The following is a 17,306-nucleotide window of genomic DNA, read 5'->3' on the forward strand; positions in this document are numbered from 1 at the left end:
TTATACTTTAAACTTCAATGGCAAATGCACCACTTTTTTTGTCTCAAAGAATTCTTCTGTAAAATAATCGGATAAATTGTAGAGAGTGGCTTTTGGAAAATCTTTTAACTCATCCGTCAAATCGCCTCCTTTTAGATATAAAATTCCGTTTTTTAATGCGTGATTGTTTTGTTTTTTGATTTTATTCTTTACCCAAGAAACAAAATCAGGCATATTGGTAACGGCACGGCTTACGATAAAATCAAATTCTCCCTTGACATTTTCGGCTCGCATTTGCTCGGCTTTTACATTTTTTAAATCTAAAGCGGTTGCTACTTCGTTTACCACTTTTATTTTTTTGGCAATTACATCAATCAAATAAAAACGAGTCTCAGGAAACAAAATCGCTAATGGAATACCGGGAAAACCACCACCGGTTCCCACATCTAAAACCGTTGATTTCGGTTGAAATTCCATCACTTTGGCAATACCTAACGAATGCAAAACATGTTTCACATACAATTCGTCAATATCCTTACGGGAAATCACATTGATTTTGGCATTCCAATCGGGATACAATTCACTCAATTTTTCGAACTGATGAACCTGATTTTCAGATAAATTAGGAAAATACTTTAGAATTTCTTCCATCTTGAACAATTTTTAACAAAAGTAAACATTTTGGTGTTGAAATTTTATCAAAAGTTAAACGTTATAAACTAGATTAATACTTAACTTTGAAAAAATTTTTATATTTACATGAATACCACCATTCCCACTTTTTCTAAACAAGACAATCTTAAGTTTTTTAGAACCCTGAACAGTAGAGTAAATAATTACTTCAAAGAAAATAACCTTCAAAAAACCGGAAACTGGAAATTACACTTGAAAACAATTATCATGTTTTCTATTTTTCTAACTCCGTATTTCTTTCTTTTAGCCATGGATATGCCCTTTTGGGCCTACCTTTTACTTAACGTCGTTATTGGCGTTGGGATGGCGGGCGTTGGGATGAACGTGATGCATGATGGCAATCACGGGTCTTATTCCAACAAACCTTGGTTAAACAAAATTATGGGTGGAAGCATTTATATTTTGGCTGGTAATGTGTACAATTGGCAAGTACAACACAATGTATTGCATCACACGTACACCAACATTGTAGGTCATGACGAAGATTTAGATGCCGGAAGAATCATCCGCTTTTCAAAACAAGCCAAATGGCATCGTTTTCATAAATTTCAACATTACTACTCTGTATTTTTATACGGATTATTAACGTTCAACTGGGCCATAACAACAGATTTTCTTCAAATGAAGCGTTATTTAAAACGCAAATTATCGTATGGCGAATTCAAAAGTCCTGCAATTCGTTGGACAACCTTAATTATTACTAAAGTAATTTATTTTTCCATTTGGTTAGTTTTACCAATGCTATTGGGTGTGACATGGTGGAAGGTTGTTTTAGGTTTTATAGTAATGCACTATACAGCCGGATTAATTTTAAGTATTGTTTTTCAGTTGGCTCATGTGGTAGAAGACACTCACAACCCTATACCAAATGAAGAAGGCGAAATAGAAAATACTTGGGCCATTCATCAGTTATTCACTACTGCTAATTTTGCTCCAAAAAATTGGATTGTAAATTGGTACACGGGAGGATTGAATCATCAAATTGAACATCATATTTTTCCGCATATCAGTCATATTCATTATGGAAAAATTGCAGAAATTGTAAAACAAACAGCCAAAGAGTGTAATTTGCCTTACTATGAATTTAAAACTACCCGTGAGGCTATTTATTCACACTTTAAACATTTAAAAGAATTAGGACAAAAACCTCAAATGGCCTAATATTCATTAAATTTAAACACACAAAACACAACTATAATGAATTCGTTATCGGATAGAATTAATAATTTATCTACCTCTCAAACTTTGGCCATGGCAGCATTGGCTAGAGAGTTAAAAGCCCAAGGAAAAGACATCATAAGTTTAAGTTTAGGTGAACCGGATTTTAATACGCCGGATTTCATCAAAGAAGCGGCAAAAAAAGCAATCGACGAAAACTACAGCACCTACACGCCTGTTGACGGTTATGCCGAATTGAAAGAAGCCATTTGCCGTAAATTCAAAAGAGATAACAATCTCGATTACAAACCGGCAAACATTGTGGTTTCCACCGGTGCAAAACAATCGCTTTACAACATTGCTCAATGTATGTTGAATGAGGGTGATGAAGTCATTTTACCCGCTCCTTATTGGGTGAGTTATTACGAAATCATTAAATTATCCGGTGGTGTTCCGGTTGAAGTACCTACTTCGGTTGAAACCGATTTTAAAATCACTCCGGAACAATTAGAAAAAGCTATTACACCCAAAACCAAAATGATTTGGTACAGTTCGCCATGCAACCCAAGCGGATCGGTTTACAGTCGTGAAGAATTTACAGCCATTGCTAAAGTATTGGAAAAACACCCAAACATTTACGTAGTTGCTGATGAAATCTACGAACACATCAATTTTTCAGGTACTTTTTGCAGCATTGCATCCATCCCGGGAATGTTCGATAGAACTATCACGGTGAATGGTGTGGCCAAAGCATTCGCGATGACAGGATGGAGAATCGGTTACATCGGTGCTCCCGAATTTATCGCAAAAGCATGTACCAAAATGCAAGGTCAAGTGACTTCTGGAGCCAATTCTATTGCTCAACGAGCTACGATTGCCGCTGTGGATGCCAACCCAAAAGTGCTGAATTACATGGTAGAAGCGTTTCACAAAAGAAGAGATTTAGTCGTAGGTTTAATCAAAGAAATTCCAGGACTAAAAATCAACGTTCCCGAAGGTGCATTTTATGTATTTCCGGATGTATCGTCCTTCTTCGGAAAAACATTACGCGGTACATTCATCAAAGACGCAACCGATTTTTCTATGTATTTGTTAGCCGAAGCCAATGTAGCCACCGTAACCGGAGATGCTTTTGGAAACCCGGATTGCATCCGCTTTTCTTACGCCACCAGCGAAGAATTGTTGATTGAAGCCATGCGAAGAATCAAAGAAGTTTTAGCATAATACAACAGCCTCAAGGAAACTTGGGGCTTTTTTTATAACTTTGGCGTGACCACAAGGGTCGGGCTTTTCGTTGCAAGTCCTCGCCCAAAGGTTGGTTTTTGTTGGGTTGTGCTCGGCTTCTTTGGTCGCCGGCACAACCCGCAAAAACTCAACCTTTGTTCTGCGGGCTTTCCACTTCAATCCCTCACGCAAAACCTGCTCAATTAGAATATGAAAAGTAAAATCCTCCTACTCGGTTCTGGAGAACTCGGAAAAGAATTTGTCATTGCTGCACAACGTATCGGTCAGACTGTAATTGCAGTGGATAGTTATGAAAATGCTCCCGCCATGCAAGTGGCTCATGGTTTTGAAGTCATCAACATGCTAGACGGTGCCGAACTCGACCGAATTGTAACTAAACACCAACCCGATTTTATTGTTCCCGAAATAGAAGCCATTAGAACCGAACGTTTTTATGATTATGAAAAGCAAGGTATAACCGTTGTACCTTCTGCAAAAGCAGCCAATTTCACCATGAACCGAAAAGCCATTCGCGACTTGGCAGCCAAAGAATTAGGATTACGAACAGCCAATTACCGCTATGCCACTTCAGCTGACGAATTGGAGAAAGCAGTTTCCGAGGTTGGAATTCCTTGCGTTGTAAAACCTTTAATGAGTTCCTCCGGTAAAGGACAATCCACCATCAAATCAAATGAAGATATTACCAAAGCTTGGAACTACGCCGTAGAAGGTTCTCGTGGCGATGTGGTGGAAGTTATTGTAGAAGCTTTTGTTACTTTTCATTCAGAAATTACCTTATTAACGGTCACTCAAAACAACAATTTACCCACTTTATTTTGTGCTCCCATTGGTCACCGACAAGAGCGTGGGGATTATCAGGAAAGTTGGCAACCCGCAAAAGTTTCCGAAAAAGACATTTTGGAAGCTCAAGAAATGGCTCGCAAAGTAACCGAATCCTTAGGCGGTGCCGGATTATTTGGAGTAGAATTTTTCCTAACCAATGAAGGCGTTTATTTTTCCGAATTATCACCAAGACCGCATGATACCGGAATGGTAACCTTAGCCGGAACGCAAAATTTCAACGAATTTGAATTGCATTTACGAGCTGTATTGAGTTTGCCAATAGCCGAAATTACGTTAGAAAAAGCGGGAGCCAGTGCCGTTATTTTAGCTGCTGAAAATTCAAACCATCCCATTTATTCAGGAATGGAACAAATTGCAGCTTTACCCAAAACCGATTTCAGAATTTTTGGAAAACCCACTTCACGACCGTACAGAAGAATGGGCGTTGCCTTGGTAAATGATTCGTTAGACACACCCATCGAAGAAATTATTGAACGAGCAAAAGCAGCAGCAAAATTGGTAAAAGTAAATGCATAATGACCTTGATTTTAGACAACATAGACAAAATTGTTTCCCTTACTGAAGCGGAAAAAGTACTGTTTTTGTCTAAAATTGAAACCAAACAATACAAAGCCAAAACCATTTTGCACAATGCCGGAGAAATTTGCAAACATTCTTATTTTGTTAATTTCGGATTAGTGCGAAGTTTCAACATCAATGATAATATCGTAGAACATGTTTTGCATTTTGCCTGCGAAGGCTGGTGGATTGGCGATATGTACAGTTTGCTTTCTCAAAAACCTGGCAACCTATTCATTGAAGTAATGGAAGATGCCGAAGTTGTTCTGTTATCCAAAGAAAATCAAGAACAACTGTATTTTGAAATACCAAAATTAGAACGCTTCTTTAGAATTTTAACCGAAAAATCCTTGGTGGCTCATCAAGAACGATTGATGGATAATTTAAGTTTATCTGCCGAAGAGCGATTTGATAAATTTTGCAAACGGTATCCTACGCTCATTCAACGGGTACCTCAAAAACAGATTGCTTCCTACATTGGTGTTACGCCGGAGTTTTTTAGTAAAATGAAAAGCCGGATGCTTAAGAAGTAGGCAGTCGCAGTGTTCAGTCGCAGTGTTCAGTCGCATTTTACAGTCGCATTTTACAGTAGCAGTCTCAGAGAACTTACAACAGACAACTGATAACCGACAACGGACAACAGACAACCATCAACTTTCTTAACCTACATTAAGTGCCAAACCTTTCTTTGGGTTGTAAATTTGTATCATCAATAACACAAAATCTTTTTAGTTATGAAAAATGTAGTTTTACACAAAGCCAACGAAAGAGGTCATGCCGACCACGGTTGGTTAAATGCTTACCACAGTTTTAGTTTTGCCAATTGGTACAATCCCGATAAAGTTCAGTTTGGAGTATTGCGAGTTTTAAATGATGACACCGTTGCTCCCGGAATGGGATTTGGGATGCATCCACATGATAATATGGAAATCATCACCATTCCGTTGGAAGGCGATTTGGCTCACAAAGACAGTATGGGCAATGCAGAGACCATTAAATTTGGCGATGTGCAAGTTATGAGTGCCGGAACCGGAATTCGCCACAGTGAGTTCAATCCAAATGCGGATCGAAGAACAAAGTTGTTGCAAATTTGGTTATTTCCAAACAAAAGAAACGTAACGCCGCGTTACCAACAAATCACTTTGGATGTAAGCGACCGCCACAATAAATTACAACAAATTTTGTCTCCCAACGCAGAGGATGAAGGCGTATGGATTCATCAAGAGGCTTGGTTTTCTATGGGAAAACTCGATCAAGGTTTTACCACGGAATACAATGTTAAACGCAAAGAAAATGGGGTATATGCTTTTGTAATTTCCGGAAAAGTAACCATTAATGGGTATGCTTTAGACACCAAAGACGCATTAGGTGTTTGGGATACAGAAAAACTTGATATCCAAGTAGATGAAAATGCCGAATTACTTTTAATGGATATTCCGATGGAATAATTTTGTAACTTTACCTGTCAAGTTGAATAACCTTCTTGACAGGTTTAAAACCTTATCCTTATGAACGAAACAATCCAACTCCATCAAAACGAAAAAAACGGCTATTTTTCAGTAGAAGTTGAGGGTAAAACCGAAGCTAAAATGACTTTTGTTTTTGCCGGTTCCAATAAAATCATCATTGATCATACGGAGGTAAATCCGGGAAACAATGGTAAAGGTTTTGGGAAAAAGATGGTTACGGCGGCCGTTGAAATGGCACGAGAAAAAAACCTTAAAATCATTCCTTTGTGTCCGTTTGCCAAAAGTGTTTTTGATAAAACGGAAGCTTTCAAAGACGTATTATAACTCAAAAACTAACCAATATGGAACCCACCACTAAAGAATACACCAACGGAGAAGTAACTATTGTATGGCAAGCTCACAAATGCATTCACTCTGCGAATTGCGTAAAAAATAATCCGGCAGTATTTCAACCCAAAGAAAAACCATGGATTAAAACCGATGGTTCAACTACGGATAAAATTATTGAAACCATTCACAAATGTCCTTCCGGAGCTTTAACTTATTTTCTCAATGATGAAAAATCCTCCTAAATGGAAATTCGCCTTAATCGTTTGGATAGCCATTTACCCGAGTATCACATTTTTGCATTATTTAATTGGTGAAGAATTAAACCATTTTCCAATTCCAATTCGCACTTTAATCGTTACCGGAATATTAGTTCCTTTAATGGTGTTTATTTTGCTACCGCTTTTGCGATTTTTTTTTGGTAATTGGATGTCGAAATAATTCAAAAGACAAGTATTGCAAAAAAAATCGCCTATCAAAGAAATTATCGAGTCCATATAAATAGTATTTTTGCGAAGACAACTTTATAAAATATACTTATGAAAGCATACGTTTTCCCAGGACAAGGAGCACAATTTACCGGAATGGGTAAAGATTTATATGAAAATTCGGCTTTAGCCAAAGAATTATTTGAAAAAGCCAATGAAATTCTAGGTTTCAGAATTACAGATATTATGTTTGAAGGAACTGCTGAGGAATTGAAAGAAACCAAAGTAACTCAACCGGCCGTTTTTTTACACTCTGTAATTTTAGCTAAAACCCTAACCGATTTTAAACCGGATATGGTGGCGGGTCATTCGTTGGGTGAATTTTCTGCATTAGTAGCCAATGGTGCTTTATCTTTTGAAGATGGATTGCAATTGGTTTCCAAACGAGCATTAGCGATGCAAAAAGCCTGTGAAATTACCCCTTCTACGATGGCAGCGGTTTTGAATTTAGACGACAAAATAGTGGAAGACATTTGTGCTTCAATAGATGGTGTTGTGGTAGCGGCAAATTACAATTGCCCCGGACAGTTAGTGATTTCCGGAGAATACAAAGCGGTTGAATTAGCTTGTGAAAAAATGAAAGAAGCTGGAGCCAAACGAGCATTGATTTTACCCGTTGGAGGAGCTTTCCACTCCCCTATGATGGAACCGGCCCGAGAAGAATTGGCTGCCGCCATTGAAATGACCCATTTTTCCACACCAATGTGTCCGGTGTATCAAAATGTAACAGCAAATGCCGTTTCGGATGCTGATGAAATTAAAAAGAATTTGATTATTCAATTAACGGCTCCGGTAAAATGGACGCAATCTGTTCAACAAATGATAGCTGACGGAGCAACAAGTTTTACCGAAGTTGGCCCAGGAAAAGTATTAGTTGGATTGGTAAATAAAATCAATAAAGAAGTAGAAACGGTTTCGGCTTAAAGGATATAAAAATGCAAAAAAATTAGTATATTTGACAGTTAATCATGATTTTTTATGAAAAATTTATTTCTCAATTTCTTACTAATATTTACTTGCATACTTAATGCTCAGACAGTTGCTGAGCTAGATCTAACTTTTAATAACAACAGTGCTTTATCTGGAAATGGAGAAGGTCCTGATAAATATGGATTTGTTACTGCTGCTGCTCTACAAACAGATGGAAAAACAATTGTTGCAGGCAGTTTTACATCTTATAACGGAACTCCGTGCAAAGGATTAATAAGATTAAACCTAGATGGATCACTAGACAGTAGCTTTGCTATTAGTAATCTTAGTAACAGCAATATAAATTCAATAAATATACAAACAGATGGAAAAGTAATCATTGCGGGTAGTTTTAATTACTTAAATGGAAATAGTGGTAGTAATTATCAAAATATTGCAAGACTTAATTCGGATGGCTCAATTGATTTAACTTTTAACTCTAACATAACAAATACAATAGGCGGCGTTAGCGGTGCAATTATCAAATCATCTATAATTTTACCTGATGGAAAAATTATTATTAGTGGTAATTTCACTACATATAACAATACAAATGCTTATAGAATTGCAAGATTAAATATAGATGGAACTCTTGATACAAGCTTTAACATAGGAGGTTTGGGAGCTCAGTTTGGAATTACTAACTCTAATAATGTAACTGATATAAAAAGTCTAAAATTACAACCAGATGGAAAAATAATAGTTGTAGGTAACTTCACTGCTTTTAATAGTACTGTTAGAAATCATATTGCAAGATTAAATACTGATGGCTCAATTGATTTAAGTTTTAATTCAGAAATTGGATTTGGTTTTCAATCAAATGAATACGTAAATGTTAATTCCATTTCTATACAAAATGATGGAAAAATTATTGTAGGAGGTCAATTTACAAGTTATAATAACACTTTAACAAAAGGACTCGTTAGGATAAATAGCGACGGCTCAATTGACAATACATTTTATGCTGGAAATGGTTTCAACTTACAAGGAACTAATGTTACCGGAAATACATACTTTTATATTGGAGAAGTTATTAAAACTGAAATCCAACCTGATGGCAAAATTATTGTAGGTGGTGATTTTATTAAAATTGATCAAACACTTATAAGAAATTTAGCAAGATTAAATACTGATGGCTCATTAGATCTGACATTTAATAATGTTAGCGGGCCTTCAAATATATTTTATCCATATTATTCATCTGGTGGTATTACAGGAAAAATTTCAACTTTAATTTTTGATAATCAAAATATTTTTATCGGAGGAAATTTTGATTACTACAACTATACGCACGTTGGTTCATTTACAAAATTAAAAAGTGACGGAACCATTGATTTTGATTTTAACAAAAATAATGGACCTAATCATACTGTAAAATATACAAAAATTCAGTCTGACGGAAAAATAATTATTGGAGGACTTTTTACAAGATATAACGGTAAAGATTCAAAAACAATTATTAGAGTTAATGAAGATGGAAGCATCGATCAAAGCTTTAATATTGGAAATGGTGCATCGCGAATTTATAACTCTTTAAGAAGTAACGTAAGCTCTATTAATTCAATAATAATTCAACCAGATAATAAAATTATTGCAGCTGGTCATTTTGACTTTTTTAATAATATTGCAAAAAGTTCAATAGTAAGATTAAATACTAATGGTTCAATAGACAATACCTTCAACCCTATTTTGCCATTATATACAAATTCAATTGAAAAAATAATTCTACAATCTGATGGAAAAATAATTGTAAAAAGTAACGATAAATTATTTCGATTAAACTCAGATGGTTCAAATGATAATTCTTTTAATCATATACCAATTGGTGGTAGCTATACCAATCAAAATTCAGTTATTTTAAAAAATGACGGAAAAATTATTTATTCTGATGGAAATAGCGTAAAAAGATTAAATGCTGACGGATCTATTGATACGACTTTTAATATTGCAAGTGTTTGTTGCGTTTTTTCCATAGAGGTTAATTCTGATGATAAAATAATTATCGCAGGAGGTTTTAGTAGTATAAATAGTGTGTCTGTTTACAAAATTGCAAGACTAAATCCAAACGGAACACTTGATGTAACTTTTTATCCAAACGGTTTTTATTGTGACAGGATTCTAACCACAAAAATTTTAAGTAACGGAAAAGTTTTGATAGGGTGTTACGGCACTAGTAGTTCCCAAACAAATCAATTATTATTAATAAATAGCAATGGAAGTTTGGATTCAAATTTTAATATCGGAACTGGTTTTGCTTACGGTTCAAATGATAATTCTAAATCTATATATGACATAAACATCCAAGCCGACAATAAAGTTTTAGTTGGTGGAACATTTACAACATATAATGGTATTACTCAAAATAGAATTTTAAGATTAAGCAATTCAGGCAGCTTATCTAATGATTTATTCAATTCTTCAAACAAAATTTATTTATACCCAAATCCAACAAAAGATTTTTTAAACATTGAGAGTCCAGATTATTTCGAAATTAAATCAATTAATATTATTAATCAAATTGGACAAACTGTTATTAACCAAAATGAAAACTATAAAACTATTGATGTTTCTACTTTAAGTAATGGTATCTATTTCATAAAAATAAATGGTGAAAATAAAATTATTACAAAGCAATTTATTAAAAAATGAAATGAAACAGTATAAACCCAACTTATTAAATTGCAAAACAGACGAAATGATAGCCAATTGTGCTAGGAGTTTTAAAGAAGTTGTAACTGGAAAAGTATTAGTTGGATTGGTAAATAAAATCAATAAAGAAGTAGAAACGGTTTCGGCTTAATAAATTTTTGGCACTAATTTTGGCTTTAAAACGGTATAATCTTTAAATAAAGAAATCATGAAAAAAGCAATTTTAGGAATCATATTACTTGGAGCCCTTTTTGTTTCTTGTAAAGAAAAGTCAACCGAAGAAAAAGTAGAAGACGCTATTGAAGCAATTGGTAACGATATAGAAGAAAAAACCGATTCGGTAGTTCAAGAAGTTGAGGAAACATTTGAAGATAACGCTTCCACTTCAGAAGCAAAAGAATAAATTAGAGTCGTGGAAATGGATAGTGTAGTAAATTCAATTTCTACTTTTTTAAAATGCCCCAAACACATGAGTTTTTGGGGCATTTTTAAATTGTATTAGGATTTAAAGTGAAAATTTAAAAGCTTAACTTCGAATTTTCTGTTCCCATTTCCAGGCACTTTCCAGAGCTTGCTCTAAGCTTAAAGTTGTTTTCCATCCTAAAACATCATTAGCTTTGGTAGTATCTGCATAAGCTTCTACAACATCTCCCGGTCTTCGGTCTACAATTTTGTAAGGTAATTTTTTACCGGAAACTTTTTCAAACGTTTGGATTACTTCTAAAACAGAACTTCCGGTTCCGGTTCCTAAGTTAAAGGTTTCAACTTTTTCCAAATTTTTATTTTCAATAAGTCGTTGTAAAGCTACAACATGAGCTTTTGCCAAATCGACTACGTGAATATAATCTCGAATACAAGTCCCATCCGGTGTGGGATAATCATTCCCAAAAACAGACAACTCTTGTCGTAACCCCATAGCTGTTTGCGTAATAAATGGCACTAAATTTTGAGGTACACCTAAAGGCAACTCACCAATCTCGGCACTTTCATGAGCTCCTATTGGATTAAAATACCGCAACAAAACCGCTTTAATATTTGAAACTTTGGCTACATCTATTATGATTTCTTCACCAATTTGTTTGGTATTGCCATAGGGAGACATGGCCGGTTGAATAGGAGCACTTTCGGTGATAGGCATTTTTTCGGCTTGACCGTAAACCGTACATGAAGAACTAAAGATAAATTGAGCCTCTGGTTTTTGTTGTAATTCTTTTAAAATGTAAACAAGAGAACTAATGTTATTTTCATAATACAAAAGGGGATTTTCTACACTCTCGCCCACAGCTTTTGAAGCTGCAAAATGAATAATACCTGATACATCTGGGTACTTTTTAAAAAAGGAATGTACTGCTTCTCGGTTTCTTAAATCTATTTTTTCAAATTCGGGCTTCTTACCCGTTATTGCGTGTATTCCCTCTAGAACCTCAACCGAAGCATTAGATAAATCATCTATTATTACTACATCAAAGCCTTTATTTTGAAGCTCAACGACCGTGTGAGAACCTATAAAACCTAATCCGCCTGTTACAAGTACTTTCATGTATTCCTAAAAACTAATTAAAAAATTCCAGAACTGAATCAGTAATAAATTGGATTTGTTCGTCGTCTAATTCAGAATGCATTGGTAAAGAAATTACTTCTTGAACCAATTGATTGGTAACCGGAAAATTTTCTTCTTTATATCGCGTATCGGCATAAGCCTTTTGTGAATGTAACGGAATGGGATAATAAATAGCACAAGGAATCCCTTTACTTTGCAAATGATCCATCAAGGCATTTCTATCCGCATCAACAATTCGGAGTGTATATTGGTGAAAAACATGGCAATCACAAACATCACAGATAGTTGGAGCGATGATATTTTTATGTCCTTCAAATGCTTTTGAATACTTTCTTGCAGCATCTTGTCTAGCGGCATTGTAGGTATCTAGTAAAGGTAATTTAGCATTTAAAACCGCTGCTTGAATGCTATCTAAGCGTGAATTGACCCCAACCACATCATGGTGATAACGCACATACATTCCGTGATTTACAATACCACGAATGGTATGAGCCAAAGCATCATCGTTGGTAAAAATGGCACCTCCATCTCCATAACACCCTAAATTTTTAGAAGGGAAAAACGAAGTAGCTCCTACATGCCCGATGGTTCCGGCTTTCTTTTTGGTACCATCCGAAAAGCGACAATTCGCCCCAATAGCTTGAGCATTATCTTCGATTACGTATAAATTATGTTCTTGGGCTATTTGCATTATGGCTTCCATATTTGCAGCTCTACCAAACAAATGAACCGGTACAATTGCTTTTGTTTTTGATGTAATCGCTTTTTTTATAGCTTCTATAGAAATATTCATATTTACCATATCTACATCTACCAAAACGGGAGTCAATTGCAGTAAAGCAATAACTTCTACTGTAGCAGCAAAAGTGAAATCGGCTGTAATCACTTCATCCCCGGGTTGCAAACCCAGTCCCATCATGGCAATTTGAAGAGCATCTGTTCCGTTTGCACAGGGAATAACATGTTTCACACCTAAATATTCTTCTAAATTTTTTTGAAATTCGTGAACTTTTGGCCCGTTAATATAGGTTGTCGTATCTAAAACTTCTTGAATAGATGCATCTACCGTTTGTTTGATTTTCTCATATTGACTTTTCAAGTCAACCATTTGAAGTTTTCTCATGCTTATTAATTTAATTTTTCAAAACGACTCAATTGCGTTTCAAGTAACAAAAGTAATTATTTGCATGATGATAACAATGAAAATTGTCTAAAGTAATGTATTTTAGCGTCACAATATTTTTTACATGTTAAGCTTCTATTCATTTGTTGTTTCAATAGCCGGGTTTTTTCTGAAAATAGTGGCCTTGTTCAGCCCTAAGATGAAACTTTTTGTTGAGGGCCGAAAAACCGTTTTTGAAACCCTTTCAAATCAAATTTCAAATCAAGATAAAACCCTATGGTTTCATGCGGCTTCGTTGGGTGAATTCGAACAAGGATTGCCCGTAATGGAAAAAATTAAAAGTCAATTTCCGAATCATAAAATTGTACTTACTTTTTTTTCGCCCTCGGGATTTGAAGTTCGAAAAAACAATTCAATTGCAGATGTAACGATTTATTTACCGTTAGATACGAAACAAAACGCCAAACGTTTTTTAGATTTAGTTCATCCCGAAATGGTATTCTTTATCAAATATGAATATTGGCCCAATTACCTCAACGAACTCAAAAAAAGGCAACTAAAAACCTATTTGATTTCAGGAATTCTCAGAGAAAATCAAGTCTTTTTTAAATGGTATGGCGGATTTTACCGAAATTGTTTAAAAACATTTGATTTCTTTTTTGTACAAAATGAGTCCTCAAAAAAATTGCTGCAATCGTTAGGCTACCAAAATGTGAAAGTTTCCGGAGATACACGTTTTGATCGGGTAGTTTCGATTTTGGGAAGAGATAATTCGTTAGATTTTATTGAAGAATTCAAAAACAATACGACCACAATTGTAATTGGTAGCTCTTGGCCAAAAGACGAAGAATTTTTGGTGAATTTCATCAATAATTCTGCTCAAAAAGTAAAATTTATAATAGCTCCGCATAATATCAAATCGGAACAAATTTTGGAAATGCAAAAATCGATTACAAAAAAAACGATTTTATTTTCGGATTATTCGGATGCTGCAGAGACGTTACATGCAACGACTCTAAAGGAATACGACATATTCATTATCAATACGATAGGTATTTTGACAAAAATTTATTCGTATGCCGACATTGCCTACGTGGGCGGGGGATTTGGAAATCCCGGAGTGCATAACATTTTAGAACCGGCAACCTTTGGCATTCCCATCGTAATTGGACCTAATTATACTCATTTTGCCGAAGCTACTGCTTTAGTAAATTTAGAAGGTTGTGTTTCAATTTCTAATCAAAATGAATTGAATGAAACACTTACTACTTTAGTTACCAATGAAGATATTCGTCATGAAAAAGGACATATATGCAGTACATTCGTGCAAATGAATAAAGGAGCTACCGAACAAATTCTCTCGTTTATTCTTAAGGAAAACCTAAAATAAAAATTGAAATTATCTAAAAATTGTACCTTTCACAACTTAAATTAAATACCATGAAATTTTTTCGCTTACTAATCCTATTTCTATCTTTTTCTGGATTTGCCCAACAAGGCGGTATGTGGATTCCATCACTTTTGGAAGGCATGAACGAGAAAGAAATGAAATCACTCGGCATGAAAATGTCGGCCAAAGATATTTATGATGTCAATAAATCCAGCATGAAAGATGCTGTTCCGCATTTCAATAACGGATGTACCTCAGAGGTTATTTCACCCAAAGGATTATTATTAACCAATCATCATTGTGGTTACGGACAAATTCAATCGCACTCAACCGTAGAAAATGACTATTTAGAAAACGGATTTTGGGCTATGAATCTTTCTGAAGAATTGCCCAATCCCGGTATGGTTGTCACTTTTATAGTTAAAATTGAAGATGTAACCAAACAAGTTCTGGAAAACACTCAAAACCTCAACAATGAAGCAGATAAACAAAAGAAAATCCAAGAAAATATTTCTGCTTTAACGAATTCTTTACCTAAAGAAAGTTGGCAAGAAAATCGAATTCGTACTTTTTATGATGGCAATCAATACATTTGGTTTGTGGTAGAAACTTTTAAAGACATTCGTTTGGTAGGTGCTCCACCTTCATCCATTGGAAAGTTTGGTTCAGATACTGATAATTGGGTATGGCCACGTCATACCGGCGATTTTGCCCTTTTTAGAATTTATGCAGATAAAAACAATCGTCCGGCATCTTACTCAAGCGAAAATATTCCTTACACACCCAAACATTTTTTTCCGGTTTCTACTTCCGGTATTCAAGAAAACGATTTTACCATGGTGTTTGGTTATCCCGGTAGAACTCAGGAATATTTACCAGCTGTAGCCGTAGAACAAATTGTAAATGATTTGAATCCCGCAAAAATAGAAGTCCGTGATGTAGCTTTAAAAATTCAAGATGGATTTATGCGAAAAGATAAAGCCATCAAAATTCAATATGCTGCCAAATATGCTTCTGTAGCCAATTATTGGAAAAAATGGATTGGAGAAAACAAAGGTTTAATAAAGTCTAATGCAATTCAAATTAAGAAAGATTTTGAAAAAAACTTTATGATTCAAGTTGCCAAAGCCGGAAAACAAGAAGAATACGGGAACTTGCTAACCGAATTTGAAAAAAATTATACTGAAATTGCTCCCTATGCATTGAGTAGAGATTATTTCATGGAAGTTGTAATGCGAAATACCGAAATCCTTAGTTTTGGATACCGCTTGTACCAATTGGAACAAGTATTTAATACCCGTGGTGAACAAGCTTTTAACGACCGTAAAACTAGTTTGACTAACGCTTTTGAAGATTTATACAAAGATTTTAATGCCACTGTAGATGAAAAAGTTATGGAACAATTGATACAATTGTATGCCACAAAATCACCCAAAGAATTGTTGCCTCAAGAACTTTTGAATCAAGATTTAAAAGCAAAAACAGCCGAAATTTTTAAAACTTCAAAACTAACAAGTTACCCAGGGCTGACCCAATTAATCAATGGAGATGCTAAAACGGTTATAAATAATTTGAATCAAGACAGTGGATACCAATTTGTTAAACTACTCGCAGAAGCTTACCTTAAAAACGTAGCTCCAAAATTTGATGAAATTAATCTTAAAAACTCCGCATTACAACGCACCTATATGAAAGGCATTTTGGAGTTAAGCCCAAAACAAGCTCGGATTTTTCCGGATGCCAATTCAACACTACGTGTAACGTATGGCAAAGTAAAGGGATATGCTCCAAGCGATGCCGTATATTACAGTCCGGTAACCTATTTGGAAGGTGTTATGGAAAAATACATTCCGGGAGATTATGAATTTGATGTTTCACCCAAGTTGATTGAATTATACAAACAAAAAGATTTTGGCCCTTATGGTGAAAATGGAAAAATGCCGGTTAATTTTATCGGAACCAATCATACAACGGGAGGAAATTCGGGAAGTCCAGCCATTGATGCCCATGGAAATTTAATAGGTTTAAATTTTGACCGCGTTTGGGAAGGAACCATGAGCGATATTTATTACGATCCGGCCATTTGTAGAAACATAATGGTAGATGTAAGATACATTTTATTTGTTATAGACAAATATGCGGGAGCCAAGCATTTGGTTGATGAAATGAAGTTGGTTTCACCCAAAAGAAAAAGAAAAAAGAAATAAATGCCAAATTGGTCAATAAATCAAACTATTTTGGATTAAAAAACATTGCAAATTCTGACGCAAACGTTTGAAATCCAATTGATTTATTTTTTTTAAAAAAATAGTTGCAAAATATTTTGTTGAATTAAAAAATTTATATCTTTGCTCCGAATTAATAATTAACCTTTTATAATTTAGTAAGATGAAAAAAGTAATTTTAAGTTTAGTATTTGTTGCTGCTTTGACAGTAGTATCTTGTAAAGAGAAAGAAGCTGAAGTAACTGAAGAAGTAGTAACTGAAGAAGTTGCTCCTGAGGTTGTTGAAGAGGCTGCTCCAGTTGTTGACTCTGCTGCTGCTGCTACTGAAGCTCCTGCTGCTGCTCCTGCTCAGTAATTAGTAACAAGCTAATAAAGAAATTAATCCTGACTAGGTCAGGATTTTTTTTTGCTCTAAAATAAAGAATACAATCGATGTTTTTTCTCTATTATTTTCTATCGTCTTTTTGTTTTTCAAAATACAGTAAACTTTAACTTTTGTGAATAAAAAAAGCTTCACTTGAAAATCAAATGAAGCTTTTGTACTCAAGGCGGGACTTGAACCCGCACGAACATTACTGTTCACTGGATTTTAAGTCCAGCGTGTCTACCAATTCCACCACTCGAGCATT

18 protein-coding genes and 1 tRNA gene are annotated in these 17,306 nt (G+C 34.9%); 14 read left to right on the top strand and 5 right to left on the bottom strand.

Going from position 1 to position 17,306, the window contains the following annotated elements:
* The gene (gene rsmG / locus V7M80_RS08140; RefSeq protein WP_333695345.1) at nt 1-630 is read right to left on the bottom strand and encodes a 16S rRNA (guanine(527)-N(7))-methyltransferase RsmG; all 630 of its coding nucleotides are present in this window, start codon (nt 628-630) and stop codon (nt 1-3) included.
* A 108-nt stretch (nt 631-738) separates the two neighbouring features.
* Between rsmG and V7M80_RS08145 the strand changes: the two genes are divergently transcribed.
* The 7 genes from V7M80_RS08145 (at nt 739) to V7M80_RS08175 (ending at nt 6,517) form a co-directional block, all read left to right on the top strand.
* The gene (locus V7M80_RS08145; RefSeq protein WP_333695347.1) at nt 739-1,833 is read left to right on the top strand and encodes a fatty acid desaturase family protein; all 1,095 of its coding nucleotides are present in this window, start codon (nt 739-741) and stop codon (nt 1,831-1,833) included.
* Nucleotides 1,834-1,869: 36 nt separating this feature from the next.
* Complete coding sequence (locus V7M80_RS08150; RefSeq protein ID WP_333695349.1) at nt 1,870-3,054, top strand: pyridoxal phosphate-dependent aminotransferase; 1,185 nt, start codon at nt 1,870-1,872, stop codon at nt 3,052-3,054.
* A 210-nt stretch (nt 3,055-3,264) separates the two neighbouring features.
* On the top strand, nt 3,265-4,434 hold the full coding sequence (purT, locus tag V7M80_RS08155) for a formate-dependent phosphoribosylglycinamide formyltransferase (RefSeq protein WP_333695351.1): 1,170 nt from the start codon (nt 3,265-3,267) through the stop codon (nt 4,432-4,434).
* Nucleotides 4,434-5,009, top strand: coding sequence for a Crp/Fnr family transcriptional regulator (locus V7M80_RS08160; protein ID WP_333695353.1), 576 nt, complete (start codon nt 4,434-4,436; stop codon nt 5,007-5,009). The genes purT and V7M80_RS08160 overlap by 1 nt, the downstream gene beginning before the upstream one ends.
* A gap of 201 nt (nt 5,010-5,210) precedes the next feature.
* On the top strand, nt 5,211-5,924 hold the full coding sequence (locus V7M80_RS08165; protein ID WP_333695355.1) for a pirin family protein: 714 nt from the start codon (nt 5,211-5,213) through the stop codon (nt 5,922-5,924).
* A 60-nt stretch (nt 5,925-5,984) separates the two neighbouring features.
* Entirely contained in the window at nt 5,985-6,269 is a 285-nt protein-coding gene (locus V7M80_RS08170) for a GNAT family N-acetyltransferase (protein ID WP_333695357.1), read from the top strand.
* Between the two features lie 17 nt (nt 6,270-6,286).
* The gene (locus tag V7M80_RS08175; protein ID WP_333695358.1) at nt 6,287-6,517 is read left to right on the top strand and encodes a (4Fe-4S)-binding protein; all 231 of its coding nucleotides are present in this window, start codon (nt 6,287-6,289) and stop codon (nt 6,515-6,517) included.
* A 57-nt stretch (nt 6,518-6,574) separates the two neighbouring features.
* On the opposite strand, the gene V7M80_RS08180 is transcribed toward V7M80_RS08175, so the two are convergent.
* Nucleotides 6,575-6,769, bottom strand: coding sequence for a hypothetical protein (locus V7M80_RS08180; protein ID WP_333695359.1), 195 nt, complete (start codon nt 6,767-6,769; stop codon nt 6,575-6,577).
* A 42-nt stretch (nt 6,770-6,811) separates the two neighbouring features.
* On the opposite strand from V7M80_RS08180, the gene fabD reads away from it, so the two are divergent.
* The 4 genes from fabD to V7M80_RS08200 are packed head-to-tail and all read left to right on the top strand — an operon-like array spanning nt 6,812 to nt 10,781.
* Complete coding sequence (fabD, locus tag V7M80_RS08185; protein WP_333695361.1) at nt 6,812-7,684, top strand: ACP S-malonyltransferase; 873 nt, start codon at nt 6,812-6,814, stop codon at nt 7,682-7,684.
* Between the two features lie 54 nt (nt 7,685-7,738).
* Complete coding sequence (locus V7M80_RS08190; protein WP_333695363.1) at nt 7,739-10,378, top strand: T9SS type A sorting domain-containing protein; 2,640 nt, start codon at nt 7,739-7,741, stop codon at nt 10,376-10,378.
* Nucleotide 10,379: 1 nt separating this feature from the next.
* Nucleotides 10,380-10,529 carry a hypothetical protein gene (locus V7M80_RS08195; protein ID WP_333695364.1) on the top strand — a complete coding sequence of 50 codons (150 nt, stop codon included), beginning with the start codon at nt 10,380-10,382 and terminating at the stop codon, nt 10,527-10,529.
* Between the two features lie 57 nt (nt 10,530-10,586).
* Nucleotides 10,587-10,781 carry a hypothetical protein gene (locus V7M80_RS08200; RefSeq protein ID WP_333695366.1) on the top strand — a complete coding sequence of 65 codons (195 nt, stop codon included), beginning with the start codon at nt 10,587-10,589 and terminating at the stop codon, nt 10,779-10,781.
* A gap of 123 nt (nt 10,782-10,904) precedes the next feature.
* Here V7M80_RS08200 and galE read toward each other — a convergent pair whose 3' ends face one another.
* Both galE and V7M80_RS08210 read right to left on the bottom strand, forming a co-directional pair.
* Nucleotides 10,905-11,918, bottom strand: coding sequence for a UDP-glucose 4-epimerase GalE (gene galE, locus V7M80_RS08205; protein ID WP_333695367.1), 1,014 nt, complete (start codon nt 11,916-11,918; stop codon nt 10,905-10,907).
* Between the two features lie 13 nt (nt 11,919-11,931).
* Nucleotides 11,932-13,062 carry a DegT/DnrJ/EryC1/StrS family aminotransferase gene (locus tag V7M80_RS08210; RefSeq protein ID WP_333695368.1) on the bottom strand — a complete coding sequence of 377 codons (1,131 nt, stop codon included), beginning with the start codon at nt 13,060-13,062 and terminating at the stop codon, nt 11,932-11,934.
* Between the two features lie 124 nt (nt 13,063-13,186).
* Between V7M80_RS08210 and V7M80_RS08215 the strand changes: the two genes are divergently transcribed.
* The 3 genes from V7M80_RS08215 (at nt 13,187) to V7M80_RS08225 (ending at nt 17,032) form a co-directional block, all read left to right on the top strand.
* A complete protein-coding gene (locus V7M80_RS08215) occupies nt 13,187-14,452 on the top strand; it encodes a 3-deoxy-D-manno-octulosonic acid transferase (protein ID WP_333695370.1) in 1,266 nt (421 codons plus the stop codon).
* Nucleotides 14,453-14,502: 50 nt separating this feature from the next.
* Nucleotides 14,503-16,659 (top strand): S46 family peptidase, encoded by a 2,157-nt coding sequence (locus V7M80_RS08220; RefSeq protein WP_333695371.1) that lies wholly within the window; start codon nt 14,503-14,505, stop codon nt 16,657-16,659.
* Nucleotides 16,660-16,840: 181 nt separating this feature from the next.
* Nucleotides 16,841-17,032, top strand: a complete 192-nt coding sequence (locus V7M80_RS08225) for a hypothetical protein (RefSeq protein ID WP_333695373.1) — start codon at nt 16,841-16,843, stop codon at nt 17,030-17,032.
* A gap of 185 nt (nt 17,033-17,217) precedes the next feature.
* Here the strand turns inward: V7M80_RS08225 and V7M80_RS08230 are convergent.
* A tRNA-Leu gene (locus V7M80_RS08230) sits at nt 17,218-17,303 on the bottom strand.
* Between the last annotated feature and the right edge of the window lie 3 nt (nt 17,304-17,306).

Source organism: Flavobacterium sp. (genome assembly GCF_036759525.1).
Classification (GTDB): Bacteria; Bacteroidota; Bacteroidia; order Flavobacteriales; family Flavobacteriaceae; genus Flavobacterium.